This window comes from Neptunomonas sp. CHC150 (genome assembly GCF_030397555.1).
GTDB lineage: Bacteria > Pseudomonadota > Gammaproteobacteria > Pseudomonadales > Balneatricaceae > Neptunomonas > Neptunomonas phycophila.
In genome coordinates, this window is sequence record NZ_JAPNXU010000011.1 from 147,342 (window position 1) to 173,868 (window position 26,527).

At 42.7% G+C, this 26,527-nt stretch carries 23 protein-coding genes; 3 read left to right on the top strand and 20 right to left on the bottom strand.

Annotated elements, in window-relative coordinates:
• Positions 1-5: 5 nt before the first annotated feature.
• Genes OW491_RS14675 through OW491_RS14695 form a run of 5 tightly spaced genes read right to left on the bottom strand, consistent with a single transcriptional unit; the run spans position 6 to position 5,405 of the window.
• Entirely contained in the window at positions 6-674 is a 669-nt protein-coding gene (locus OW491_RS14675; protein WP_075171500.1) for a hypothetical protein, read from the bottom strand.
• Positions 674-1,402, bottom strand: a complete 729-nt coding sequence (locus OW491_RS14680; RefSeq protein ID WP_075171499.1) for a CpsB/CapC family capsule biosynthesis tyrosine phosphatase — start codon at positions 1,400-1,402, stop codon at positions 674-676. The genes OW491_RS14675 and OW491_RS14680 overlap by 1 nt, the downstream gene beginning before the upstream one ends.
• Complete coding sequence (locus OW491_RS14685; RefSeq protein ID WP_290036667.1) at positions 1,402-3,606, bottom strand: polysaccharide biosynthesis tyrosine autokinase; 2,205 nt, start codon at positions 3,604-3,606, stop codon at positions 1,402-1,404. Before OW491_RS14685 ends, OW491_RS14680 begins: the two co-directional genes overlap by 1 nt.
• Positions 3,607-3,632: 26 nt before the next feature.
• Positions 3,633-4,166 carry a polysaccharide biosynthesis/export family protein gene (locus OW491_RS14690; RefSeq protein ID WP_075171497.1) on the bottom strand — a complete coding sequence of 178 codons (534 nt, stop codon included), beginning with the start codon at positions 4,164-4,166 and terminating at the stop codon, positions 3,633-3,635.
• Between the two features lie 36 nt (positions 4,167-4,202).
• Positions 4,203-5,405, bottom strand: a complete 1,203-nt coding sequence (locus OW491_RS14695) for an outer membrane beta-barrel protein (protein WP_290036669.1) — start codon at positions 5,403-5,405, stop codon at positions 4,203-4,205.
• Between the two features lie 237 nt (positions 5,406-5,642).
• On the opposite strand from OW491_RS14695, the gene galU reads away from it, so the two are divergent.
• The 3 genes from galU to OW491_RS14710 all read left to right on the top strand — a co-directional run bounded on the left by galU (position 5,643) and on the right by OW491_RS14710 (position 9,499).
• Positions 5,643-6,530 carry a UTP--glucose-1-phosphate uridylyltransferase GalU gene (gene galU / locus OW491_RS14700; RefSeq protein ID WP_075171495.1) on the top strand — a complete coding sequence of 296 codons (888 nt, stop codon included), beginning with the start codon at positions 5,643-5,645 and terminating at the stop codon, positions 6,528-6,530.
• A 117-nt stretch (positions 6,531-6,647) separates the two neighbouring features.
• Positions 6,648-8,234: a glucose-6-phosphate isomerase gene (gene pgi / locus OW491_RS14705; RefSeq protein ID WP_246283348.1), complete on the top strand. Its 1,587-nt coding sequence runs from the start codon at positions 6,648-6,650 to the stop codon at positions 8,232-8,234.
• Positions 8,231-9,499: a nucleotide sugar dehydrogenase gene (locus tag OW491_RS14710; RefSeq protein WP_290036671.1), complete on the top strand. Its 1,269-nt coding sequence runs from the start codon at positions 8,231-8,233 to the stop codon at positions 9,497-9,499. Before pgi ends, OW491_RS14710 begins: the two co-directional genes overlap by 4 nt.
• Here OW491_RS14710 and OW491_RS14715 read toward each other — a convergent pair.
• The 15 genes from OW491_RS14715 to OW491_RS14785 form a co-directional block, all read right to left on the bottom strand.
• On the bottom strand, positions 9,474-9,836 hold the full coding sequence (locus OW491_RS14715) for a VanZ family protein (protein ID WP_075171492.1): 363 nt from the start codon (positions 9,834-9,836) through the stop codon (positions 9,474-9,476). The genes OW491_RS14710 and OW491_RS14715 overlap by 26 nt on opposite strands.
• Complete coding sequence (locus tag OW491_RS14720) at positions 9,829-11,187, bottom strand: MBL fold metallo-hydrolase (protein ID WP_290036673.1); 1,359 nt, start codon at positions 11,185-11,187, stop codon at positions 9,829-9,831. Before OW491_RS14720 ends, OW491_RS14715 begins: the two co-directional genes overlap by 8 nt.
• A 40-nt stretch (positions 11,188-11,227) precedes the next feature.
• On the bottom strand, positions 11,228-12,238 hold the full coding sequence (gene galE, locus OW491_RS14725; protein ID WP_075171490.1) for a UDP-glucose 4-epimerase GalE: 1,011 nt from the start codon (positions 12,236-12,238) through the stop codon (positions 11,228-11,230).
• A gap of 261 nt (positions 12,239-12,499) precedes the next feature.
• A complete protein-coding gene (locus OW491_RS14730) occupies positions 12,500-13,834 on the bottom strand; it encodes a hypothetical protein (protein ID WP_290036676.1) in 1,335 nt (444 codons plus the stop codon).
• A 163-nt stretch (positions 13,835-13,997) separates the two neighbouring features.
• The gene (locus tag OW491_RS14735) at positions 13,998-14,984 is read right to left on the bottom strand and encodes an acyltransferase (protein WP_290036678.1); all 987 of its coding nucleotides are present in this window, start codon (positions 14,982-14,984) and stop codon (positions 13,998-14,000) included.
• Positions 14,985-15,005: 21 nt separating this feature from the next.
• Positions 15,006-16,415 carry a mannose-1-phosphate guanylyltransferase/mannose-6-phosphate isomerase gene (locus OW491_RS14740; protein ID WP_290036880.1) on the bottom strand — a complete coding sequence of 470 codons (1,410 nt, stop codon included), beginning with the start codon at positions 16,413-16,415 and terminating at the stop codon, positions 15,006-15,008.
• Between the two features lie 141 nt (positions 16,416-16,556).
• Positions 16,557-17,723, bottom strand: a complete 1,167-nt coding sequence (locus tag OW491_RS14745) for a nucleotide sugar dehydrogenase (protein WP_290036679.1) — start codon at positions 17,721-17,723, stop codon at positions 16,557-16,559.
• Between the two features lie 9 nt (positions 17,724-17,732).
• Positions 17,733-18,956 carry a polysaccharide pyruvyl transferase family protein gene (locus OW491_RS14750; RefSeq protein WP_290036680.1) on the bottom strand — a complete coding sequence of 408 codons (1,224 nt, stop codon included), beginning with the start codon at positions 18,954-18,956 and terminating at the stop codon, positions 17,733-17,735.
• Positions 18,940-20,346 carry an oligosaccharide flippase family protein gene (locus tag OW491_RS14755; protein ID WP_290036681.1) on the bottom strand — a complete coding sequence of 469 codons (1,407 nt, stop codon included), beginning with the start codon at positions 20,344-20,346 and terminating at the stop codon, positions 18,940-18,942. The genes OW491_RS14750 and OW491_RS14755 overlap by 17 nt, the downstream gene beginning before the upstream one ends.
• Positions 20,347-20,356: 10 nt before the next feature.
• Positions 20,357-21,220: a glycosyltransferase family A protein gene (locus tag OW491_RS14760; RefSeq protein WP_290036682.1), complete on the bottom strand. Its 864-nt coding sequence runs from the start codon at positions 21,218-21,220 to the stop codon at positions 20,357-20,359.
• The gene (locus OW491_RS14765; protein WP_290036683.1) at positions 21,213-22,118 is read right to left on the bottom strand and encodes a hypothetical protein; all 906 of its coding nucleotides are present in this window, start codon (positions 22,116-22,118) and stop codon (positions 21,213-21,215) included. The genes OW491_RS14760 and OW491_RS14765 overlap by 8 nt, the downstream gene beginning before the upstream one ends.
• Positions 22,112-23,035: a hypothetical protein gene (locus tag OW491_RS14770; RefSeq protein WP_290036684.1), complete on the bottom strand. Its 924-nt coding sequence runs from the start codon at positions 23,033-23,035 to the stop codon at positions 22,112-22,114. The genes OW491_RS14765 and OW491_RS14770 overlap by 7 nt, the downstream gene beginning before the upstream one ends.
• Positions 23,016-24,218, bottom strand: a complete 1,203-nt coding sequence (locus OW491_RS14775) for a hypothetical protein (protein ID WP_290036685.1) — start codon at positions 24,216-24,218, stop codon at positions 23,016-23,018. Before OW491_RS14775 ends, OW491_RS14770 begins: the two co-directional genes overlap by 20 nt.
• On the bottom strand, positions 24,215-24,925 hold the full coding sequence (locus OW491_RS14780; RefSeq protein ID WP_290036687.1) for a WecB/TagA/CpsF family glycosyltransferase: 711 nt from the start codon (positions 24,923-24,925) through the stop codon (positions 24,215-24,217). The genes OW491_RS14775 and OW491_RS14780 overlap by 4 nt, the downstream gene beginning before the upstream one ends.
• On the bottom strand, positions 24,925-26,376 hold the full coding sequence (locus tag OW491_RS14785) for an undecaprenyl-phosphate glucose phosphotransferase (RefSeq protein ID WP_290036689.1): 1,452 nt from the start codon (positions 26,374-26,376) through the stop codon (positions 24,925-24,927). The genes OW491_RS14780 and OW491_RS14785 overlap by 1 nt, the downstream gene beginning before the upstream one ends.
• Positions 26,377-26,527 lie beyond the last annotated feature (151 nt).

Sequence of the window (26,527 nt, forward strand, 5' to 3'; positions counted from 1 at the left end):
GCGGCTTAACGGCACGCTTTGACTTGCTGCTCGCCACGAGACATACGAGCACAAATGGGATATTTCATACTATAGCGATTAAGCAATTCAGCTACTGATTTAGGTCGATGTTCTGCACCCCGCTCAGCCGCTGCAACCACCAAGCTGATAGTACTTTCATCCAGCCTTTGCCAGCCAATCAACCCGGCTTCCAACAAAGACAAATTAACAGACAGCTCCCAAGGCCCTAAACGACTAGCCTCTTTAAAGCCCTCAAAATAAACGGCATCAAACTCACCCAAGTAAGCCTTCACTAACGAACGGCTTGCCCAGCTGTAAGGCCAATGCGGCCTCAATTCAATTGCCTCTTGGTGCAAAGCTAACGCATTATTAACACTGGATAAGAAAACGGGAGTACCAAACCCCATGATGGCACGATACAACTGCAAACGGGCTTTTAGCTCCACATATTCCGCATTCTGAGGCCACCAACCAATAGCCGAATCGATTTTTTCTTCAGCGGCATCCACCGTTTCCAAGGTCATCGGTGCTTTGCCACTATCCATATCTTCAACCGCATACTTAACACTGTAAGCGGCGATATCAGCCATAGCAAAGCGAAACGAAAAATAAAAAACAGGTAGGCTTAGCAAACAAAGAACAGCAAATAAGGCTGTTTTTTTTGAAGATGACATTACAAACAAGCACCCGACTCAACGATAGATTTGGGCGTACTCACAAACAGCTTATCCGCCACGTCCGCACCATAAACAGACTCAACCACCTGCCGCGCCTTTGATAATACGGGCGGCCGACGATCAACATTGTGCGCATCCGAAGCAATTAACGTCACCCAATCACGCTCTAACAATTGATGCGCCCGCTCATGAGCAATACCACCAAACTCATTGGTAACCGACATAGCCGTCACCTGAAAAAGGCATCCCATTTCCACAAATGGAGTAATCTTCTCAAGCGAATTCATAATATCTTTATTACGCTCAGGATGGGCGATCATAGGCACAATATCGCGACTCATTAGCCACTTAACCAACTTATCGCTTCCCGGAGGGATATGACTATGCGGAAGCTCAAGCAGCATCACTTTTTTGCCTTCCCACACACCTAAGAAAGGCAGATCATCCATAGCCGCCATCTGTAAGATTTCAGCACTTAACCTGACCTCTCCCGCTAGCGACACCGTCAAAGGTAATCCTTCTTCCTTTAACCGCGCAGAAAAAGCCGCAAAGTGCGGCTCTAAAGATGTACGCGTATTGTCATAACGGCCGGGATGCACATGCGGCGTTAGCACCATATGTGAGATGCCATCGTCAATAGCTACCCGAGCCAACGCTAACGCATCTTCAACTTCAGCCGCGCCATCATCAACACCAGGTAACAAGTGACAATGCAAATCAAACATTACTTCGCTCCAGAATATCCGTAAACGTCATAATAACCGCCATATTGCTCAGCGCCATACTTAGCGGTCTTTTTGACATCTACCTGATTCAACACGACGCCGACGATAGGCGCTTTTGCTTCATGCAAGCGCTTCAATCCACTGCGCGCCTGCTGATGCGGTGTCGAGTCAGATTTAACCACATAGATCATAGCCCCTACTTGGGATGCTAAAATCATGGCATCACTCACCGCTTGACAAGGTGCGGAGTCAATAACAATCCGATCATACTTAGTTTGCAACAACTCAAGCACGCTCGCAAAACGTTTTGATGACAGCAACTCAGATGGGTTAGGCGGAATAGTACCAGCACTTAACACATCAATATTGCCTTCCTCATAACGCTGAATACACTCAGACAACTGTGCGGTACCGGCCACCAAATTAGATAAGCCCGCATGAGACTTGTCTAACCCCAATGCACGAGACACCGCAGGGCGACGCATATCCGCATCGATCAGCAAAACATTTTCCATCTGGCCTGTCGCAAACGCCAAACCAAGAGAGAGCGTTGTTTTACCTTCGCCCGGCACACTGGACGTTACCGACACAATTTTATTGTCTGCATCCAGCGCAGATAAGATCAAGCCCGTACGTATGGTTCGCAACGCTTCCGAATAAGGCGACTGTGGCATATCCAAAAAATGACGATAACTTTGGTTAGGGTTTTTACGGCGACGCGGCAGCAATGGCAAAAGCCCAAGCATCGTTTCGCCCAATCGACTCTCCACCTCTGCTGGTGTTTTCACCGTGTTGTTCAGCGCTTGCAACAAGAAGGCAAACATCACCCCAAATAACGAACTCACCACAAAAGCCAGGGCAACAATCAGCTTTTTCTTTGGCTTTGCCGCTTCAATAGGCACAACAGCAGGGTCAGAAATCCGTGCATTTGCAGAACTTAAATCGCCAGTCGCCGTAGTCTCATTAAAACGATTTAAAAAAGTATCAAAGACCGCTCGTTTAGCATCAACATCTTGTTGCAGCTCGCGCAACCGGTATTCTTTACGGCTCAGGCTTTGAATATTGCCTTTAGTACCATCCAGCGAGCCCTGCAAAGATCGCTCATTAGCCAACGCCACTTTGTAAGTGGTTTCAATTCCATTGACCACAGATAAAATCTGTTTATTAAGTGCCTGACGGGCATTATTTAATTCAGAGTTTACAGCTTGCATATTTGGGTGTTTAGGGCCATAGCGTTTCGCCAACTCAGAACGCTTCTGCTCAACCTGCGCATAGGCTTCTTTCATTCGCTGCACTAAAGGATGCTGTAACACCCCCGGCACCAACTCAAGGCGCGTAGGATCACTTTTCCCGATAGCCCTAATCTGCTTGTATAAGCTCTCAGATTCAAGACGATCACGGCGAGCTTCCACCAATTTAGTCGCTACCAACTCTAATTCTTGGCTCGCAATATCTAAACCACCACGCTCACCCACGATTTTTTCTTCTTCGCGGTATTGTTGTAAACGCTGCTCAGCAGCTGACAGATCGGAACGCAGCCCTTCCAGACGACCACTCAACCAAGAAGAGGCCTTCAACGTCAGTTCAAGTTTTGCTTCCAAGTTGCTTTCGATATAAGCCTCACCCACGGCATTTGCCACATCGGCGGCTAACTGCTTATCGGGTGACTCGTAACTAATTTTTACCAACTGAGATTTTCGCACAGGCTCAATGCTCAAGCCGGACATAAACGCATCAACAACTTTTCTGCGTTTATCGAGCTCAGTCGCTTCTTGCTCAGCACCGGGCAACTCAACCGGAATCCAATCTCGCCAATTCAAATCGAATGGCAAAAGCGGCTCTTTAGGCTGGTTGTACAGCGGGTGCTCAACTAAATTAAGGCGTTCAACGACTTTCTCAGCCAGCATACGAGATTTTAAGATCTCAAACTGCGTCGTAAAATACTCTGATTGCGCGCCTTCTAAACCGTAAACTTCTTCGATGGACACCACATTGGCCTGCTGCGATTCAATCAACAACGTCGCCGTAGCGCGGTAGATAGGCGTCAACGAATAGACAGCCAAGGTGGTTAACAAGGTAACAACAAAAGCAAACCCAATAATGCCCCACTTGTGACGCATAATAGTTTGCCAATACTGTCTTAGATCAATTACGTCATCTTGCAGTAGGCGATCAAGCGCTCCCTGCTCTTTTTGAATATCCATTATAACTTCCGTTCAAATAGCAGAGATCAGAAAAAACTTTCTTCAATAGTTATTACATCGCCGGGCTGTATGGGAGCCGTCAAACTGATTTTACTCGGTTTGTTGCTACCACTACCTTCTCGAACTACAAAGAACTTGCTAGAAGAAGCTCGTTCAGAAAAGCCACCCGCTAACGAAACAGCACGCTGCAATGTCAAACCAGGCTGGTACGCGTAGCCCCCGGGCTGCTTAACAGCACCATCAATAAAGAACTCGCGGTACTCCAAAACACTCACGCTAACACTAGGGTCAACTAAATAGCCATCTTGAAGCCGCTCCGTTAGCAGGCCACTCAAGCCTCCGGTTGTCATTCCCAGAACTTGAAGCTCACCGAAAAAAGGATAAGAAATTGTACCCGCATCCGACAAACGTACTTCTGTACTTAATTCATCTTCGCCGTACACCTGTATCTTTATTAGGTCTCCGACGCTCATCCTGTAGTCAGATAACCCTTCTGCATTCACGTTTTGCGTTAACATAACAGCAAATGCTGCAATCAGATAAAACAGTTTTCTCATCATCCCTCTTCCACGTATAGGCTTAATAAAGAAGGGCCCTTATAGGGAGCCCTGCACTTTAAAGACAATCGTATTACTGTCGTAATCAGCATCCGGCTGATTCGAATCAAACGATACATGAGACACGTCAACACCGAGTGTTAACCAACGACGCATGTCGTAGCTAAGACCCACTGTAAATGTGTCAGTATCATCGTCGGTGCCGCTAGGGTCACCTACGTAATCTTCATTTAACGAATTATAACTTACACGGCTTGCAACTACATCTGTCCACTCGTGAGACCAACTTAAAGTCCAGCTAGTCGTATCAATGTAGTCCGCTGCCCCGCTTGATTCTTCAGCTTCACGGCTGGTCGATAAATCAAACATAGAGTACGTTCGTGGCGCCCATGTTACACCGACTTCCCAACTGGATCCGGAAAAATCATCACGTGCGTTGTTATCAAAGTCTTTACGCGCGTAACCAATCTTGGCCAGACCGGATGTTTTTGCAGTCGCATCCCACTCAACACCCACCAACAATTTCTTTGTATCGCTATCTAACGTAACCGATGACAAATCATAGTCTACATCTTTATAGCGCCCTTCGACCAACATACGCGTTTTTGGCGCTACGCGATAAAAGAAGGTACCACTCACACTTTTTGTTTGACGGTCTTTCGAAGCCGTAAAATCTCGAAAGTTATCATACTCTTTATCAGAGATATCACCTTTTACGATGATTTGGCCAGTGGAACGCGGCGTACCATAGGTAAAGGTAGCGCCTAAGTTTTTCATGGTATAACGGCTAGCTTTCGATGCCACATCAGTACTCAGCGCATCACCCGAACCGCTGTCACTTCGTGCGTCATGCAGCTTTAGGTACTCGGCCAATAAATCCAACTTTTTACGGCTATCAAACTCTACCGTAGCATAGGCAGACACACCTTTATCAGTGTAATCATCTGCACGGCTGCTATAGTAAACACCATGTTCCAAAGAAGCATTCACCCCCGCGGTCAAACCACCTTTAACCCCCTGCAGGTTGAAATTAGGACGAACCCTACTAAACCAAGTACTTTTTTCATCACTTACCGAATCAAAAAAGTTGTCAGTATAGCCTGTGGTAAGATCAACAGTCGGCGTTAGCGCAAGATTCCCCACGGGAACTGAAGCAGGCTCTGTAGCCAAAGCATGAGTCGTAAGAGAAGAAGCAAAAAGCGCTACGTATAGCTTTTTCGCATATGCGTTTGAAGTATCCATGAAAACAGCCTCTGTCCTTAGGAGTTCTATAGTAAACTCCTATAAAATTAGCGCTTACAAAATCAAAATACAGCATAATGATCTTGCACTGCAAAATAATTACACTTAATTTTATCCTTGTAAGTCATAAATTAATAGCTTTGTGTTATAACAAACAGACACAAATAAATTATTAATCTTGGTTCACTTGTTTAAACTACAACTATTACCTTTTCATATGGAGCTTTGGAATAAAGGATGTCTAAACTTACTAAAATTGTAATCCCCGTCGCAGGCCTTGGCACCCGTGTTTTGCCAGCCAGTAAAGCTATCCCAAAAGAGATGCTAACGGTTGTAGACAAACCCGTTATCCAGCATGTGGTTGAAGAAGCCGTAGGGGCAGGATTCACAGAAATCATCCTCATAACCCGCAGCAGCAAGCAAGCCATCGAAGATCACTTTGATGTTCACTACGAACTGGAAACCGAGCTAGAACGCAAAGGTAAAGATAGCATTCTTAACGATGTAAAAGGCATCTTACCCGCGGGCGTTTCTATCTCTTCTGTACGTCAAGGCCGCGCCCTTGGCTTAGGCCACGCGGTGTTGTGCGCCGCACCATTGGTTGGTAACGAGCCATTTGCCGTTATGCTCCCAGACATGCTGATCCACAACCCGAGTAATGGCAGCCAAGACCTAGCCGCTATGGTGAAGGACTTTAACGAAACCGGTGCCGCACAAATCATGGTGGAAGCCGTACCCGAAGAGCACGTTGAGCGCTACGGAGTAGTCGATTGCGATGGCAAACCACTCAACGCCGGTCAAGGCCAACCTATTATCGGCATGGTCGAAAAACCACCGCGCGACAAAGCACCGTCTAACCAAGCCATTGTCGGTCGTTACATCTTACCTGCTCGTGTCATGGAGCTATTAAAAGACACCAAACCCGGCGCCGGTAATGAGATCCAACTGACCGACGCGTTAGACGCTCTCATTAAAGAAGCACCTATGCGCGCATACAGCATGGTGGGTAAAACCTATGATTGCGGTAACAAGTTAGGATTTGTACAGGCAAACATGGCTTTTGCGATGAGCCATCCGGATCTTGGTGAAGACTTTATCGCCTTCATCAAAGAAGCCATTGCCTAAACAAGCTTCGGCTTTGATCAACCTGAACAAACGTGATCAGATTGCTTCAATGGAGAGAACATTTTGAGTGTGACCGATACGTCAGCTTGGAAAGCTCTTGAAGAACATGCCGCTACCATGCGGCATGTTCATTTAAAAGAGTTATTCCAACAAGATCCCAACCGCTTCCAAACCTACAGCATGCGTAACGAGCAGCTACTGCTCGACTTTTCTAAACAACGCATCACTCCAGAAACCCAGTCTTTATTAAAAACACTCGCAGACACCTGCCAACTGGATACCTGGAAGTCGCGCTTACTCTCAGGGGATGCAATCAACACCTCCGAGAACCGCCCTGCCCTGCACACTGCACTGCGCCAACCACAAGGCAGCGAGCTACTTTTAGACGGCCACAACATCGTGGACGATGTGCAAGCCAACCTTGCCCACATGAGCGATATTGTTAACCGCATTCACTCAGGGCAATGGCGAGGCTACTCAGGCTTACCCATCGATACCATTGTTAACATTGGTGTAGGCGGTTCTGACCTAGGGCCCTACATGTCATGCCGAGCGTTATCTGATGCACAACTGGCCTCAGGTAAAAAGCTAAACGTCCATTTTGTCTCCTCCATGGACGGCAGCCAAATTGCCGACTTGCTCGACACCTTACTGCCCACCAGCACCCTGTTTATATTGTCATCTAAATCATTTACGACCATCGACACCTTATCTAACGCTAATACGGCGCGTGAATGGTTACGCAATGCCAGCGGTGCCAGCGACGACATTCTAAACCGTCGTCACTTTATAGGCGTCTCGGCTAATGCTCCTAAAATGACAGAATGGGGTATCCCCGAAAACAGCCAACTCAACTTCTGGGATTGGACCGGTGGCCGTTACTCCATGTGGTCAGCCATAGGGCTACCCATTGCACTGCGTATTGGTATGAGCCGCTTTAAAGAAATGCTCGCCGGTGCCCACGCCATGGACGAACACTTTAGAACAGCCCCCTTCGAGAGCAATTTACCGACACAACTGGGTATGATCGGCGTATGGAATATTAACTTCCTCGACATCCACGCTCACGCTATCCTGCCGTATGACGGGCGTCTCAGCCATTTGCCCGCGTATCTAGAACAGCTAGAGATGGAAAGCGACGGCAAAAGTGTCAGCCGCCAAGGGAAAGAAGTTGATTACCGCACGTGCCCAATCATTTGGGGTGAAGTCGGCCCTAACGCTCAACATGCCTTCTACCAGCTGCTGCACCAAGGCACAGAGTCGGTCATGTGTGATTTTATAGCACCTGCGCGCCGCTACCATGACACCGACAATGCCGATCTACAGCAACAACATACGCTAACCCTAGCCAACTGCTTAGCGCAGTCACGCATTCTGGCGCTGGGCGATTCTGTACTAGAAGATAACGAGTCCGCACCGGTTCACATGCGCTATCGCGGTAACCAACCCAGCACCACTGTGTTAATGGACGAGCTAACACCGTTCTCGTTTGGCCAATTGATCTCGCTGTACGAGCACAAAACCTTTGTGCAATCGGTTATCTGGGATATCAATCCATTCGACCAATGGGGTGTAGAGCTGGGCAAAAAGATGGCCACTAACCTGCTTAAGCCACTGATGAAAGAAACAGACGGAGCCGATCTAGACGGTTCATCAAAAGGCTTGCTCGATACCATCCACGCCCTGCAGGAGGTCAACGCATGAAAATAGCGATATGGGGACAAGAGCTCACCGCTTGGGTGGCTGCCGGTACTCTGGCACATGCGGGTAACGATGTACGCATCGTCAATGACAGTACCGACCAAGACCCAACCCTGCGTATGGGCACTAACATTCTCAACGAACCCGGCTTAAAAGATCTCATTTGTGATGAGTTTGCTAAGGGTCGATTGCAATTTACCACCAGCGGCGGCGCAACACAGTTCGACATCCACCTGCTATGCATGAACCCCAGCGAGTTTGAAGAAGCCAAGCAAATAGTCAGCAAGCTCGGCAAGTTCACCCAAAACAAGCTCCTTGTCATCAACCAAAGCTTATTTGGTGTTGGCTGCACCGACGAACTACAAGGCCTGCTTAACAAGGAGAACAACCAGATAGCGGCTTTTCTGACAGAAAACATTGCAGAAGGTGAAGCGCTCAACAATATGCGCCACCCCAAAGCCATTACGCTAGGCTGTGATAACCCGTGGGCCAACATGATGATCGAATCATTACTGCGCCCATTTACACGCCAGCTTGATCAAATGCTCATCATGAGCACCCGCGAAGCGGAATTCGCCAAAATGGCAACCACCGGCATGCTAGCACTGCGCATTGGTTACATTAACGAACTAGCCAACCTGGCGGAGCAGCTAGACGTTAACATCGATGTTATTCGTCAGAGCATGGGAGCCGACCCGCGCATTGGCCATCACTACCTATCACCTGGGTGTGGCTTTGGCGGTAATAGCTTCTCGCAGAGCATAAAAGGATTAGCCGACCTGCTATCCGAAAAACGGAACTCACAGCTCCTGGACACAGTTTTACGTGAAAACGAAAAACAGAAAGAGCAATGTTTCCGTAAATTATGGCGACACTACAAAGCCGACATTAGCGGCCTGCAGATTGCGGTATGGGGGGCATCTTTCAAGCCAGGATCATCATCGCTCGACGGTGCGCCCAGCTTAAAAATCATTGAAGCCATTATCGCCCAAGGGGCAACAGTGCGCATTCATGACCCCGAAGCACTCGACAACATTGAGCGTTTGTACGGTGGGCACCCGCAAGTCATCACTTGCAAGGACAAATACGAAGCCTTAGCCAACACCGATGCCTTGCTCATACTAACCGAGTGGGACGAGTACTGGTCGCCAGACTACGAGGCGCTGTTAGAACAAATGCGTCAACCAGTCATTGTCGACGGACGCAATGTACTTAGCCGTGATTTACTCGAAAGCCTCGGTTTTACTTACTACAGTATCGGGCGATAACCCAACACACAGCAAAACCAATAGCTACGCCACACAGGTTGGCGTAGCTATCTTCTAAACTGAATGTCCTAAGCGGCAGCCAAACACCCTGCAAGTATTCCAGCACAAATGCTGCCAGTGCCAGCACGGGCCAAATAAACCATTGCAAACGGTTGGGCAGCGCCAAACGCGCCGTTATCCCCAAAGCAGCAAACGCCAGAAAATGGCCTACTTTATCTGAGTTATCAAACAGCATCTCTGGCGGTACCGGCCTAAAAATCCCATACATCACCGCCGACACACACGCGACAAAAACCAGCCATCGCAACCAAACCGGGCACAACTCCGCATTACGCATCAGGTATTAAGATCCTCGCCTCAGGCACCAACTGTTTAAATTTTTCTGCCAAAGCAGCCTTAGCCTCATCATCACCGTGCACAATACGGATTTCAGACGGCTTACGATAAATACGCTTCACAAAATTTACTAAATTACCTTGGTCGGCATGCGCCGAATATCCACTAATAGTGTGCACGCCGGCTTTAATATCAATGCGTTCGTTATCCAAATACACATACCCGCCGCGCGGGCCATACTTCTGAATATCCCGGCCCGGTGTACCCTGTGCTTGATACCCCACAAACAACACATCAGTTCGAGGATCAGGCAGCAATGCTTGTAAATAGTTTTGGATACGGCCTCCCGTACACATACCACTCGCCGCAATCACAATGGCAGGGTGTCCCGACTGTGCTAACTGCTTAACCATCTTTAAGTGATCGCCATGACTATCAATCGTCACCAACTGATCAAACGATAATGGGTGACGCCCAGCACGCAATTTCCGTTTCGATTCTTTATCCCACAAGCTTTTCAAATCACGATAATGGCCGGTAAATTTAGCGGCCAGCGGCGAATCAACAATGACCGCTAAATGCTCCCAATCGCCCTTTTGACGATGAATAATCTCTTCGATCTCGTACAGCAGCTCTTGGGTACGGCCAATACTAAACGCAGGGATCAGTACCGTGCCTCTGTCTTGTAAACAGCGCTTAATCGTATCGCGTAACAGCCTACGGCGCGCTTTACGGCCTTCGTGTAGCTTATCGCCATACGTGCTTTCGATAACCAAGGTATCGGCTTTATAAGGCGACTTAGGTGCTGGCAACAACGGCGAATAAGTCGCCCCCAAATCGCCCGAAAAAACGACACGCTCGCCCTGTGCATTCAACTCAACATAAGCCGAACCCAATATATGCCCTGCTACCCGAAACTTAGCTGCGGTTTGAGGTAAACCTTCAACATCAAACCACTGATCATAAGGAATTGGCACTAACAACTGATCAAGGCGCTTTAACACCAGAGTAATCAGTTTCTCATCACGAGAAACGCCCACTTTAACCGCATCCTCAATCACCAAAGACAATAAACGCGCGGTGGCTTCGGTTGCATAGATTTTACCGCTAAAACCCGCTGCCAATAAGAATGGGATTCGCCCTACATGATCAAGGTGGCAATGCGTCACAATTAACGCCTTAACCTTATCCAATGGGAAATCGATCTGCGTTTCGCCCAGCTCGCGATCCACTGATTCAGCACCCTGAAATAGTCCGCAATCAATGAGTACAGCCTCGCCGGTAGGCAACGACATTTGATGGCACGAGCCAGTGACTCCTTTCACAGCTCCGTGGTGTGCAATTGTAACCATAACTTATTCCTTTAAGTTGTCATCCTTTAAGTTCGCCGTATTATTCAAACCCATCCGGGTTTTCGCTTTGCCAACGCCAATGATCTTCTACCATTTGTGCTAAGCCTGATTGTGCACGCCAGCCGAGCTTTTCTTGGCTGTGAGCAGGGTCTGCAAAGCAGGTCGCAATATCGCCCGGGCGACGATCAACAATTTGATACGGGATCTCACGATTAGACGCTTGCGAAAACGCCTCAACCACCTCAAGGACGGAATAGCCTTTACCTGTGCCCAAATTATAAGCTTGGCAACCATGGTTAGCATTCAACACATTAAGCGCTTTTAAATGCCCATCAGCCAAGTCCATCACATGAATATAATCACGCACGCCAGTGCCATCTGGCGTTGGATAATCGCCACCAAACACACTTAACTGCTCACGACGGCCAATGGCTACTTGTGCCACAAACGGCATTAAATTATTAGGGATACCATTAGGATCCTCACCAATCAGCCCGCTAGGATGAGCGCCCACCGGGTTAAAATAGCGCAATAAAGATATTTCCCAAGTACCGTCCGCCTTTGCTAAATCGTTGAGTATATTCTCAACCATCAACTTAGACTGGCCATACGGGTTTGTCGCCGACAACGGAAAATCCTCACGAATAGGCACCGTCTCTGGGTCGCCATACACAGTTGCCGAAGAGCTAAAGACAATCTTTTTACACCCATTAGCCGCCATAACTTCTAGCAAATTGAGCGAGCCTTCCACATTGTTTTGGTAATAGCGTAAAGGTTCAGATACAGACTCACCCACAGCTTTTAATCCAGCAAAGTGGATAACAGCATCAATATCAAACTGATTAAACACACGCTCTAACGCTGCTTTATCGCGCATATCGCCTTCAACAAACGCAACGGGCTGTCCGGTAATTTTAGCAACACGGTTAAATACTTCTGGATGGCTGTTACACAGGTTATCGAACACAACCACCTCATGCCCTGCTTCCTGCAACACGACAGATGTATGACTTCCAATATAGCCGGCTCCGCCGGTAACAAGCACAAGCATGAGGATATCCTTAATCTAAACACACTAAATTGACTAAACAGTTAAGTACAATAGAGTTTACAGGATCAAATAGGTCGAATCGATTGAATTTAAAAAGAGGATTGGACAAGCTTATTAAACCGAGCAGGATCTCCTCTCTCTGCTATCTGCAAAGCACTCGACAGTTGCTCAAGTACAGCGCCATCGGCAGCAGGCACCATCCTAATCAACGTCGATAGTGCTTTATCACTAAGCCATCCAACTACAGACGCTCGATAACGCTCAAGAAGCCAAAGGCTCGTTATCCTTAGGTGCTTCGCCCCACTCATAAAATCGTTCGGCGTTTTCCAAAGGTTTATCCATAAAGGCCGCCATCTCCTGCGCTTGCTGCAAGGATTTGAATCGATCGGCGGATCTTATAATGCCTAATTTATCACCGGATCGCAGGATAAAATTCACTTCAAACTCGACCACTTGATAATGACGAACCTGGCCACTGTTGTTTTTACTGGTTTTATTAACCAAGCGATCATAAAACTCTACTTGCTTGATATCGTTAAAATTGCCGTTAATGCGGGGAGCTTTTGACGCGCCCAAAGGAAAAAACGGATGGGTAGACAAGGAGTTTTTCCCCTTATCGACAATGATGGTATGAACATGCGCATTCAATTTCCACAACCCGTATAGCAGGGCTGCAGCCATAAAAGCAGCATTTAGATAGTCCTTTTCCCAAATATAAAAAATTGGAACAAGCAGCACCCATTTATAATAACGCTGAACAAAATCAGCTTTTTTTACGAATAAACGATCCCCCTCTACCGCTAATCGAACACCAAATGCATTAGACAGCCGACTACTCCATATTCCTAATCGATTAGTGGCGACAGCCAATTCAGGAAATTCAGAAAACTGCCCTGCAGTTCGCTGCTCTGAAGTGTTTTGGTCAGAAGCACCCTGCCCAACAGAGGTGGTTTCAGGTACTACCTCGTGCGCATCAATGACCTGGCGATAGGGCTTTTCAGGCTCTGGTGATTGCACAAACTTAGTGCCAACACGTAAAAACTTGGACAGCTCCATCAGTATTTTTTCAGCGTGTGCTTTATCTCTTACCTGCACGATATTCTCACGGCGGCCATCAAAAACCAGATTAATTTCATAGCTAGATACCGGATTTACTTCAACCCCTGCGGCATCACTGCGACGAACTGAAAAATCTCGCTCCTCTAATAATTGCAAGCCAGTGCATCCCTGCAATGAATACCGCCCCCCCCCAAAGCTTATAAAGGGGATGACCGCTCGTATGACATAACTTTTTTTAGCACGATCGAACACCACACACTTTACGCTAGTCCACAAAGCATAATTGACCAAAAAGAAAACAGCTAACATAAGAGACATAGCCAGCGCTGGGGGCCAACCAAAATCTTTATAGAACTGCGGGATCATAATACCCAGCATAATCGTTGGTACAATCAGCATCACCCCGCTGACTAGGATCATCAAACCCGGCGGTTTAGCCGTCAATTTCGCTTTATCTTTCGATATTTTAATACGGGTAAAGTTATTGCCATTACGCCCTTCTATAACAGGCGTTATTTCAGCACGGTGTAGAGACATATTCATCCTTGTTTAAAAAATAGCATCCTAGCTATGTACCGATCGATATGTTAGAAATTAAAAACCAACTAAATACTTAACTTTTATCAAAAAACATCCGTCCTTTTATAAAAAAAATATTTTTTAGTTTTACTTTAAAACAACACCTAACAAAGCATTAAAATCATCTACAACGGGGAAACCTTTCAAGGAAATAAATACCCATTTCATGAAGTATGATCACAGCAATTAAAGGAAAAACCAATCCAGAGAATACACCTACAAACAAATGCACCCAAAAATCAGTAATGTTTAATAATTTATCTAAAAGAACACGAGCACCGCTACCAGCAAGAATATGCGCTAAATATATAAACATCGAATAACGCCCGAGTAACGCCAACGATCGTATTTTATTAATTTTTGATAGATAAATAATAAAAACAATCATGACCATCGAAAAAATCAAGGTAGAAAACCCTCTAGACAAGTAACTAATATCAAAATATAAAACAAGAAAAAAAACGAGAGGAACAAGCAAAAAAGTAAACAACCTCCCCCAAAACAAAGAAAACTCCAAACCAATTATTTCATCTTTAAAGCAAACTCCAAATAGAAAAAAAACAGAGAAAGATGAGAAATATTGATAAATAAAATTATTAGTAAAACCACTACCAAACAAATAAAGGGATAAAGAAAGAACCACACAAAAAAACAAAAACAGTTTACTTCTATTGAGGTTCAGTAAGAAACCAAACATACAAAAGAATATGAACAAGGCATACAAGAACCAAAACTGTGCTCGCGGTATAAATAGCGACCCAAAAACTTCACTAACAGATACACTACCATTGGTGTAGTTACTCAAAAAAGCTTCAATCCCTCCTTGCAGAAGGGACCAAAGCACAAAAGGGTACAATATGGTTTCAAGTTTATTAAAAACAAGCCCCTTATAACCGTATTTATCAAATGAGTTTAATAAAAACAGTCCAGACAGCAAAAAGAATAAAGGCATATGAAACATATAGATAAAGTTATCAACCATATTTAATTGATATACATATCCACCAGAAATAGAAGCCTCAACCAAACCTCGTGCCACATGTCCATAAACAACAAGCATAATACCTATGCCTTTAGCTGAGTTTATCCATTCTATTTTATTCGTCATAAGCCTATTAGCCCTTTTGAATTAAGCGCGTCCGTAATTGTCCTTAAAACGGACGATATCATCTTCTCCTAGATAGGAGCCAGACTGCACTTCGATCATTTCCAGCTCAACTTTACCGGGGTTTTCCAGCGCGTGGACTTCACCCAGCGGGATGTAAGTTGATTGGTTTTCTGTCACCAAGAATGTTTTCTCGCCGCAGGTAACGCTGGCGGTGCCGCTTACAACAATCCAGTGCTCAGCACGGTGATGATGCATTTGTACAGACAGCTTTTCACCCGGCTTAACCGTAATACGTTTTACCTGATAACGCTGGCCGTTGTCGATAGAATCGTATTTACCCCAAGGGCGATACACTTCACGATGCTGAAAATGCTCATTACGGCCTTGGGCTTTAACAGCCGCCACTAGCTTTTTAACATCCTGAACCTTATCTTTGTGCGCTACCATGATCGCATCTTTGGTATCCACAATAATAAGATCATTCACACCCAGTGTAGTCACCAAGCGCTCGCCACCAACAACCATTGAGTTACGCGTACTCTCGGCAATTACATCACCTTGCAGCACATTACCTTGCTCATCCTTTGGCTTAATTTCCCACAAAGCCGACCAGCTACCCACATCGCTCCAGCCAGCATCCAGCGGGATAACTGCGGCTTTGTCTGTTTTTTCCATCACCGCATAGTCGATAGACTCATCAGGGCAGGCTTCGAAAGCGGCTTTATCCACACGGATAAAATCAAGGTCCGGCGTAACGGTTGCCATCGCATGTTGGCACGCCGACAAAATATCAGGACGATGCTTACCCAGCTCTTCGATAAAACGATCAGCCGTAAACATGAACATACCGCTATTCCAATAATAATCGCCCGCATCAATATACTGTTGTGCGGTGTCTGCATCTGGCTTTTCAACAAAGTCGGCCACGACATACGCATCGCACTCGGCACCGGCTAACGGCGTACTTGCCGCTTTAATATAACCATAACCCGTTTCAGGCTTAGTCGGCACAGTACCAAAGGTCACTAGATAACCCGCTTTGGCTAAAGGCTCCGCTTGAGCAACCGCCTTAGTAAACACCTCCGCTTGATCAATCACGTGATCAGAAGAGAGCACCAACAAACACTCACCGCCGTTACCTTTGCTAATCGCATCTAGCGCTGCCAAAGCAATGGCGGGTGCCGTATTACGGCCAACAGGTTCTAAAAAAATAGAACACGCTTGCTTAATTTGACGCATTTGCTCGGCCACTAAAAAGCGATGCTCTTCATTACAAATCACACTCACATCCGACACATCGCCCAAACGTGCCACCGTCTCTTGCAACATAGTGAGGTCAGAATTAAGCGGCAAAAACTGCTTAGGATATTGAGTACGGGATAACGGCCACAAACGAGTACCGGAACCACCGGATAAAATTACGGGGATCATCATCTATTCCTTTACGTTATTTCTGATCGCTTTATTCATCAACTGATATACAGGTTACTTGCACACGGTATTTTTTATCACAGCTACATTGCTATCCGTTTTCAGATAACAAAATAGCTTGCTAGCAACTAGTAATACGCACTAGTCGCTACCAAAAAGATCACGGGTATAGACTTTATCCGCAACATCCGCCAGCTCATCGGTACGGCGGTTAGCAACAATCACATCCGATAACGCTTTAAACTCAGCCAGATCATTAATAACACGCGAATTAAAGAAGCTCTCTTCAGTAAACACCGGCTCATAAATAACCACTTCAATGCCTTTAGCTTTAAGGCGCTTCATAATGCCCTGGATGGCCGAAGCCCTAAAATTATCCGAGCCAGATTTCATCACCAATCTAAAGATCCCCACCACCGCAGGGTTACGCTTGAGGATAGCTTCGGCAATAAAGTCTTTGCGCGTGGTGTTGGCATCGACGATAGCGCGCACCATATTGCTAGGTACATCTTGGAAGTTAGCCAATAGCTGTTTTGTATCTTTAGGTAAGCAATAACCACCATAGCCAAACGATGGATTGTTATAGTGATTACCAATACGCGGATCTAAGCCCACACCTTCAATAATCTGACGGCTATCTAGCCCGTGCGTTTCGGCGTAGCTATCTAGCTCATTAAAGTACGCCACACGCATTGCCAAATACGTATTGGAGAACAACTTAACCGCCTCGGCCTCAGTCGAGTCGGTAAACAGCACATCGATACCCGTTTTAATGGCGCCCTGCTCTAACAAGCCGGCAAACACTTTAGCGCGCTCAGAACGTTCACCCACAATAATACGAGAAGGATGCAGGTTATCGTACAAAGCCTTACCTTCACGCAAAAACTCAGGCGAGAAGATAATGTTATCGCAGCCCATCTCTTCCTTTATTTGGCGTGTATAACCCACCGGCACTGTGGATTTGATAATCATAACGGCGTTAGGGTTAATCGCCATTACGTCACGGATAACTGCCTCAACAGAGCTGGTATTAAAGTAGTTAGTGATCGGGTCGTAGTCTGTAGGGGTCGCGATAACTACGAATTCTGCATCGCTGTAAGCTTCGGACTTATCCAAAGTCGCTGTAAAGTTAAGCGTTTTGTTGGCTAAAAAATCTTCAATTTCAACATCCACAATCGGCGATTGCTTGTTGTTAAGCATCTCAACCTTTTCAGGGACGATATCAACGGCCACCACTTCGTTGTGCTGTGATAGTAACATGGCATTTGATAAGCCTACGTAACCAGTTCCTGCAATAGCAATTTTCATTATAAACCTTCACATTAGATTCATTTTAGATAGTTTCTTTATATTCGGTAAATTTTCATGAAGATCTTTTGAAATATGATCAATATTTAAAACAAACTGGTTTACCTTATCAATCATATCGTCAAGAGAAGCATCTGGAGGAATTACAACATCATTAGGATCCACACCAATAAGTTGAGCTAGCCCTTCTTGCTTACCTTGATACCCGAACATTAAAGACGGTATACCTGTAGACAATGCTCCAATGGCAAAATGCATACGACCAGTTATAACAAAATCCACATTGCTTGCGATATATTTAAGCTCAGCAGCATCCATAGACTCCTTGACAAGAAATACATTTTCCAGGCTCAGTTTATTAAGAGCGTCTTTGGCCATTGAATAATCTGAAAACCCCGAAAAATCTCTATCATCATGGGATATAAATACAATAGAATATCTTTCTGATATCAAATATTTAAAAAGAGAAATAATTTTTGAATAAAACCCATCGTAACGCTGATGTATAGCATTTATATTCACGCATATTACGGACCGCCCGATATTTTTTTGATCACTAATAAATTCTAGTGATTTATTTATCTCATCAACATTTCTTACTATCCTAGGTTTTAGCATAAAAGCCAGATCTGCAACTGACTCACATTTTATCCCTCTACTAACCAACCTATTAGCAGAAACTGGATCTCGAGAGAAAATTTTTGCAGAACGTGACAAATTCATTATACCGGAAACACATTTAACACTTGGATCTTCATTAAAACTAAAGCCTAGCAATCTCACGTCATCACATGAAATAGTGGACAATCTTAAGAGATAGGTACGAAGCAATGATCTATTCTCGGAATAATACCCATCCATTACATCAGCGCCAATGAGATAAACAGAAAGAGGTTTATATTGATTTATAAACTTAACAAATTTAAAAATCGTCTGTGGCCTTTGAAAATTATCCCACAAAGGCACACATCGAACGTCTAAACCATATGATTTAAGTTTTTCAGACCAAGATTTTTTTATTCCGTTGAGAACAATTAATTCAGAGTATTTTTTTGGATCAATATTACTAAGAACAGAAACAATCATTGCCTCATCACCGAAGCTTCCTTCATCCGTTGGAGGAATTAAAATCAGAGGCCCCATATCAGAACCAGATTTTTTTCCTACAAAAAACTGAGACATAAAAAAAGAAGCAGAATTAGCAAAGTATAACAATTTACTTTTGTATTTCATTTTTCACTCCAAACTTAGAAATGGCAAAAGAAACCACCCCTAAAGAAAAAACAAAGGCTAGGCAGTACAAAACAACTCTTATCAGAAAATCACTAGACGCGTAATCCGCAACATAACTGGAAAAAAATGAAACAGAAAATATGAAAAATATCGCTATTGAGCTTGTACTAAAATACTGATATATAGAAATTTCCGGTACAATTTTTTTCAAAAATAAAAATAAAGATAATAATGAAATAAGCCCCTGAACTATCAATTGAAGAATTGTAAAGTTTTCAATATTCAGAAAGAAAGCCCCCAGTATCAGTGAAACTAAAAGAAAAGGTGTAACAAACAATGACCATCTTAGCTCAACTTTGGTCTTACCTAAAGCTTGCGCTAAAGAACTTTGTACCCCACCAACAGCAAGTCTCAACAAGAATGTTAATGACATCACAACCAATATTAAATTTGCATCGGTATAATCAGTGCCACCGATAAATAATAAAATATCATTCGAGAAAAAGATTAGAAATGTAAACATAGATGACACTGATAGTGTTACCCATAGATTTACCTTTCGTATCATATCCAACAGTGATTCAGTACAGTGCTGTGATTTTGATAAACTCGGAAGAACTATTCTTTGCATTAAAGGTCTTATTATCTGAGCAGGCATATTAACTACTTGCTTTGCAATCGAATAAATACCTGTCAAATGTGGTCCAAAGAAAACTCCAACAACTACGATATCAGCTTGATATCTAAATGATCCTAAAAGCTGCGAACAAACAAGAGAAATTGAATAGCTTCTAAAATCATGATCAATGTTAAAAGATAGCGGAGTTCGCAACCTAAGAAAAACCAAGAAATTTAATAATAAGCTTCTCAAAAGCCAGTATAGAGAATAGGAGATCCCTGCTGCAAGAAGACCATAACTTTCAATTGTTAAATAAAGAAAAAAAACACTAATTAACTTAGCTAACACATCTACTAGAGCAACTAAACCTTGTTTCTCATTAATCAGCAATACTGACTGTGCAACAGAACCAAGTGCACAAAAAGGCAAGGACAACATCACAAAAGGTAAAACAGAGGAAAAGTCATCGAAAGAGAAAACTATTGACCATAAAGGTACCATTAAAGATACAATAGAAAAGGTAATTAAAGACACGATAAAGCAAAAAACCAACAATCTGACATGATATACATTTTTCTGCTTATGTACAGTATAACTACCAAGACCAGAATCACCGAGTATCATTAAAATAGTAAAAAACACAACAGAAATTGAGTACCCACCAAACTGTGTAACACTCACTGAACTTGTAATCAATTTCAATTGAACAAACTGCATTAGCAAAAGTGAAACTGTTGAAGTAAATTGAAATATTATTTTCTTTATACCCATAAGAATTAAATCAACCTTGATCTGGGCGAAAAAAGAGTACTAGTTTATTAATATATCGTCTCAACCTATAGAAAGACATAAGAGGACACGTCAAAAAAGACATTAAGAAATAGTATATAAATTTCAAATTACGTTCTCTTAAAGACAATTCAAACAAACGTATATAGTTGAAAGACTTTACTCTTAGTCGTTTTCCAAGCGAAAACTCTTTTTTTAAAAAAATAAATTTATCATCCAATAGATTTATGCCAGATTTAACATTAGCGTAACTTGGAGATCCAGAATTAATCTTCTTAAAAAGTGGATGTTTAACGAATATAGGGGACTCACTCAGAGATGCTCTTGTGAAAAACTCTACATCTTGTTTTCGAGGAAAGCTCTCATCAAACCCTTTAATAACATCAAATAACTCTCTACTGATCATAATCGCAGACGAACTAACAATGTCATTCTTTCCTGACAGCAAACCGAAAGGAAAATCACTTTCATTCAAAAAGCCAAGCTTATTCCCTAATTCATCATGAGCACAACAAAATGACAAATCCTTTCCAGAAACTAACATTTTATTAAGTTGCTTTTCAACTTTGTCTCTGTAAAACAAATCATCTGAATCTAAAAATGAAATAAACTTTCCTTTCGATGCTAAAACCCCAGCATTCCTTGCTGCACTTCCGCCTTTATTACTATCAAAACAAACTAGATTTACACGGTCACCAAATTTTTTGCATACATTAATAGTATTATCACTAGAGCAATCATCAACAACTATTACTTCAACATTAGAGTAACTTTGATCTAATGCAGACTTTATTGTCTCCTCAATCCTATCCTCACAATTAAATGCCGGTATAACAATAGAAACTAACTCATCCATAATAAACGCCTCTTATAGCTTTACGCCCAGACAACTTACACAAAGCGTTTAAAACATCTGATGACTCATAGCCAGCATGATCAGAATCTTGGGTAATGCCTATCAATTCAGGATCGTACTCAGAGGCTAACTTATCTCCTGAAATTAAAACCGAACCACCTAGTGACAAAACATGATAAACGGCGCCTGAAATGATTGACGTTGCGCCATCATTCGAAACATAATTCAATTTACAGTTAAGAATTAAGCTATTCAAATAGCTTTCATCCAAAAACTTATCTTCAATTAACACATCAAGACCCAATTCCTCAATGCAATCTTGAATTTCTAGTTTGTACTTGGAATCAAAAGATCCTGCTATTAAAACTTTTTCGCCTTTCAAATCAATCAAAGCCTCAATTACTTTTTTATAAGGCTTAATTCTTCCAAATATCAATATATAATCTCTCAGGTCTTCGTCAAAATCTACAAAATTATTATTCCTATATATAGGATGGGGCAAGTATATATAACCCAACTCTTTAGCTGTGGAGTAACCATGACAAAAAACCTTATCAGTATTTTCTTCCAAGTACTCAATCATCTTTACATTTAACGCCACTTGGCTAGGTTTCAAATCATGGCTTTTAAAATTGTGACGTACCCAAAAAACTTTAAACCCAAAATGTTTACTTAAATTCACAAAGATCCTTACCATCAGATAACCGAGAAAACCACGCTGCCTTGTCTGATTCTCTATCCAGTTCAGCAGAATAGCTTTATCAGCACGAAAAGCAGATCTCATAAAGACAAAAAAACTAAAAGGAATGCATTCATGTCCGTCGCCGTTCAAATCATTAATCAGATTTTCAATATAACTATTATTATTTGTTTTCCCTGGCAATATTAATGTTAACATACAACACGGCTCGCATATTTTTGTAATAACTCTCTATTTTCATCATCGAGGTCTTTAAATAGTTTTTTTGTTTCATAAGAAACACTAGACAATTCAGAATTATTCTTCTTAGCTTTAGGTGATATAGACATAAAAAAGTTGAATAATTTCCTAGTGACTTTATTGTCTATTAGTTCTGGGTTTAGTTGCCTAATTTTTTTCAACACTTTTCTAATCCACCTAAGCAAAGGATTCGATAAAGATGTACTTCCATTTTCATATATAGCAAAATCATAATCTATGCTGTCTAAGTCTAAAAAACTCTCTATTGCGCTTAACACTTCTTTCGAATATAAATCAGATTTTTCAATATCAATTATTAGAAAACTTTCCTTACCAAAAATTTCATTAATTTCATTAACCAACGGGGTTAATCGTGAGCCAGCAAAGTACCCTTTTAGCAGCCACTCAGAAGTAACACCTTCAACCTCTTCATTTAAAGCACTTTGAAAGTCACGATACTCTTCACCTCTACTTTTGGAGAATAAATAATGAGAATATGCTCTAGACAAAGCTGAACGATATAAGATAACAAATTTAGGAGCATTAAAATACTTTGCAATCTCTTTTATTGATTCTGGATAAGCCGAGTATAGTGTACTAGCATCAACAAAGTATTCCTCATTTACTAGCATCTTATAGTTAGCAATATACGATGATTCAGTTTCACAAAAACCTAACTTTTGAAAAGGGGTTTTCTTTCTTCCATCAAATGAATAAATTTTCTCTTTATCCTTGGCTGGTATAAAATAATGTGGCTCTTTTTGAATTCCAACACCAATTTCATTTCTCTGACCGATAACATTCACGAGCGAAGTGGTTGCGCATCGAGGCAAACCAGGAATAAATAAAGCTTTTTTATCTTGAAGGTGTTTCATTTTCTTTTATCCCTGAAATCATCAACATTAGCCAACCTATCCATATAGAGTCATGCCATTGATCTACGATACACATCAACGCAAAAAATACCACTATAACCCAAGCTTTCCTGTCCTTGAATCCGAACTTAAAGCTTCTTTTTATAAACATATATATAAGGAATAGAGTTAGCGGGAGCCCTATTTCAGCCAACAGCGATGACAAAGAAGTATAAGGTTTATTAGCGGATGAGCTTATAGCCCAAATATTCGAGAACAAGAGCGCATTTCCCATATACTTCTCATGAACATCACTCATATGAAAACCGGGCAGTCTTATTTTTTCATGTGAGCTCAGTTCGGCCATGTATTCACTAGCCCATAATGCACTCGTGCTCGAAAACTGCCCTAGCCCAACTCCAGTTAAGAGTGTTGATGGATTGTTTTCCAAAACACTTAAAACATTTAAATATGCAAAAACCTTCGGATGATACCCAGTAGTTTCGGAAAATTCATTATTAATGTTATCTGATCTATCAATTGCGTATGGCCCTACAATGGGAACTAAAAAAAGTAATAACAAAGCGGCATATAGAAGTGTTTTAACATTTTTAAAATAATATATACTTATTGCTAATGTGCCCATAAGCACACCTAAAAGATAGCTAGGAAATATAAAGTTCATCAAGCTTGAAAAAAGAAATATTTTGCTTTTATTTTCTGCCCACATCAACTCTACAGCCAAACCATAAAAACCAATAACAGTTACTATTTTAGCACCACCAAGTCCATAAAAACCGCCATACGCATCAGGAAGAAAGTGAACATAAGGTAATTTAGCCGGGAAACCATAATTAATTATCATATTCGCAAAGCTTAAAAACATCACAATAATATTTATATTTCTGAGTGCATAAATACATGAGGCTTTCGAAAACCTAACCTTAAAATCAAAAACATATAACATTATAGGTGTAATCAAAACCAACTCCAAAACAAACGCAGTTATAGAAACATATCCACCCATTGCCTTAAAAATATAAAAACAGATTACAACAAACAAAAAAGAAACGTATCTAAAAATAGGCTGAATATCAAATATTCTTACTGACAGAAGAGCCGATAAAAAATAAAAAATATAGCTTACTGACATCCTCGGCAAAACCAACAAAACAACCGGAAGAATAACTTTATTAATCTTCATACAATTACAATCTTTTCCTTTTCAACTATCGCTGTCTTAATTACTAACAAAGCGTTTCGAGGATAATCAATACAATATCTTTTTATTGTATGTGGTTCTCGGTACATTCTATAAAACGCACGAAGATTAAATTTATCAATCATCTTAGGATAATACACTTCAGATTCAGACATCGCAGTTTGACTAATAAACCCACCGCAAGTAAACAAATGTCCTTTAAAACCTTGATGATATAAATCACTAATAAACTTCTCTTGAAGACCACCACCCATACCAGCCACTATATACCCAGCGTCAGAACAAGAGAGACGTTTAATAACATCATCATACTGTTCATCAAAAACATAACCGTGCATACACTTAATTTTCAGACTCGAATATTTACCTTTTATTTTTCTTTTAAAATCTTCAGACTCGTTAGCTTTTCCACCTACAAAAATTATTTCTCTTTTTTCTTTAAGTGCTTTTGAGATTACGCAATCTGCAATTGATGTAAAGTCAAAACTTATTCGTTCAACTTTCTTAAAATAAATCATTCCTAAAAGTACATTCAGCAAAAAACCGTCACCTGAATATATCACAACCTTATTTAGAGCCTGCATCTTAAGAACTTGCCCAACAGAATACAGATTGACAAATGACATAACTACTTGCTGATCTGCGTCGAGTAATTTAGCAAGATTAAATTTAGACGATAGGATTTTCATTAATATATATCTTTAGAAAAAAGAGAAGATGGCGTCTTAAATAAAATTTTCACATCCAGCATTAACGACCAGTTATTGATATACGCCAAATCAAACTCTACTCGTTTTTCCATCTTATCTAACGTTTCAGTCTCCCCCCGATAGCCACTAATTTGCGCCAATCCAGTAATGCCCGGCTTAATACGGTGGCGCGCTAAGTACGCGTTGATCTTATCGCTGTAATAATTATTATGAGATACGGCATGCGGCCTTGGCCCTACTAGAGACATGCTTCCATCCAGTACGTTGAACAACTGCGGTAACTCATCGATGGATGTACGGCGTATAAACTTACCCACTTTGGTAATGCGCGGGTCTTCTTTGCCGGCCTGCTGCACCACTTCTGCATCTTGATGCAGCTTCATGCTGCGGAACTTCCAGACTTTAAATACCGTGCCATCAAAGCCTGTACGGTCTTGTTTAAAGAAAACTGGCCCAGGGGAGGATCGCTTTACAGCCACTGCTATTGCAATAAACAATGGGGACAAACAGAGCAAAGCGATAGCCGCTATGCTGCGATCCATGATGGCTTTTAAGGCCATGGACACGCGCGATGAGGTTAACGGGCTTTCGTTTAACGAGATAATAGGCGTGCCGGCCACCTCCCTTACAGAGTGGTTTAGCAAACGCATGGCGGATATATCCGGCGCCCAGATCACATCTACGTTCATGTCTAGCAAATCGATATGCAGGCCTTGTATTTGCTCGCTCTCTTCCATAGGTAGTGCGATGTAAATGCGCTTAATTTTGTGTTCGCGTATTAACGGGCGTATCCCAGCAATGTGGCCGAGCAATGGCACTGATAGATTTGCCGCCACGGATAAATCTGGCAAGCCGCCATCACCGCGTACAACCCCAACCACCTTGTCTGGTAACCAGCGGTTGCCATTCAAACTTTGGATAAGGTGCACGGCAGTTGCGCCATCACCTATCACCAAGGCTTTAAGGTGTTTGCCGTAGGTTTCTTTATAGCGTTTTATGCCCATACCAATGGCCACATGGTTGGCTATTTGTAAAAACAGCGCTAACGGCGCCCATAGCAAAATAATTTGGCGGGAGAATAGCTCGGTGGTTTTGGTCACAAAGCCCACCAACATAACGGCGCATAAACACACAAACCAGGCCACCGTTATACGCATTACATTTTTAGCATGGGTAGAGGCTTGGCGGTAAATACCGCGGCTTACGTATATGCCGCACATAGACAGCCCCGTAATTACCATTAAAAAACGGTAATGCGGATTGAACTCTCCGGTCTTGAAGAGTGTCAGAAGGTATAGAGAGAAAAAAACCACGCCGATATCAGCACCCAGCTGCACCCAAAAAGCGAAGGTTTCGTGGTTTTTAAGTAAACGTTTATTACGTGCCATTGAAGAGGAGACAGGCAGTCGCGGTGAGGTCTTTATATTCACGTGTAAGTCCATCTTTAGTGGCCTATCCTTGAAGCAGTGTCCATTATCTGCAGCAGTATTCCATCCAATTGTTACAATTGCTGCACTGCATCGCTAATACTAGAGGCGCTGTCGTTTATGCGCAACATCTAATTTTTTCTTTAAGTTTAAA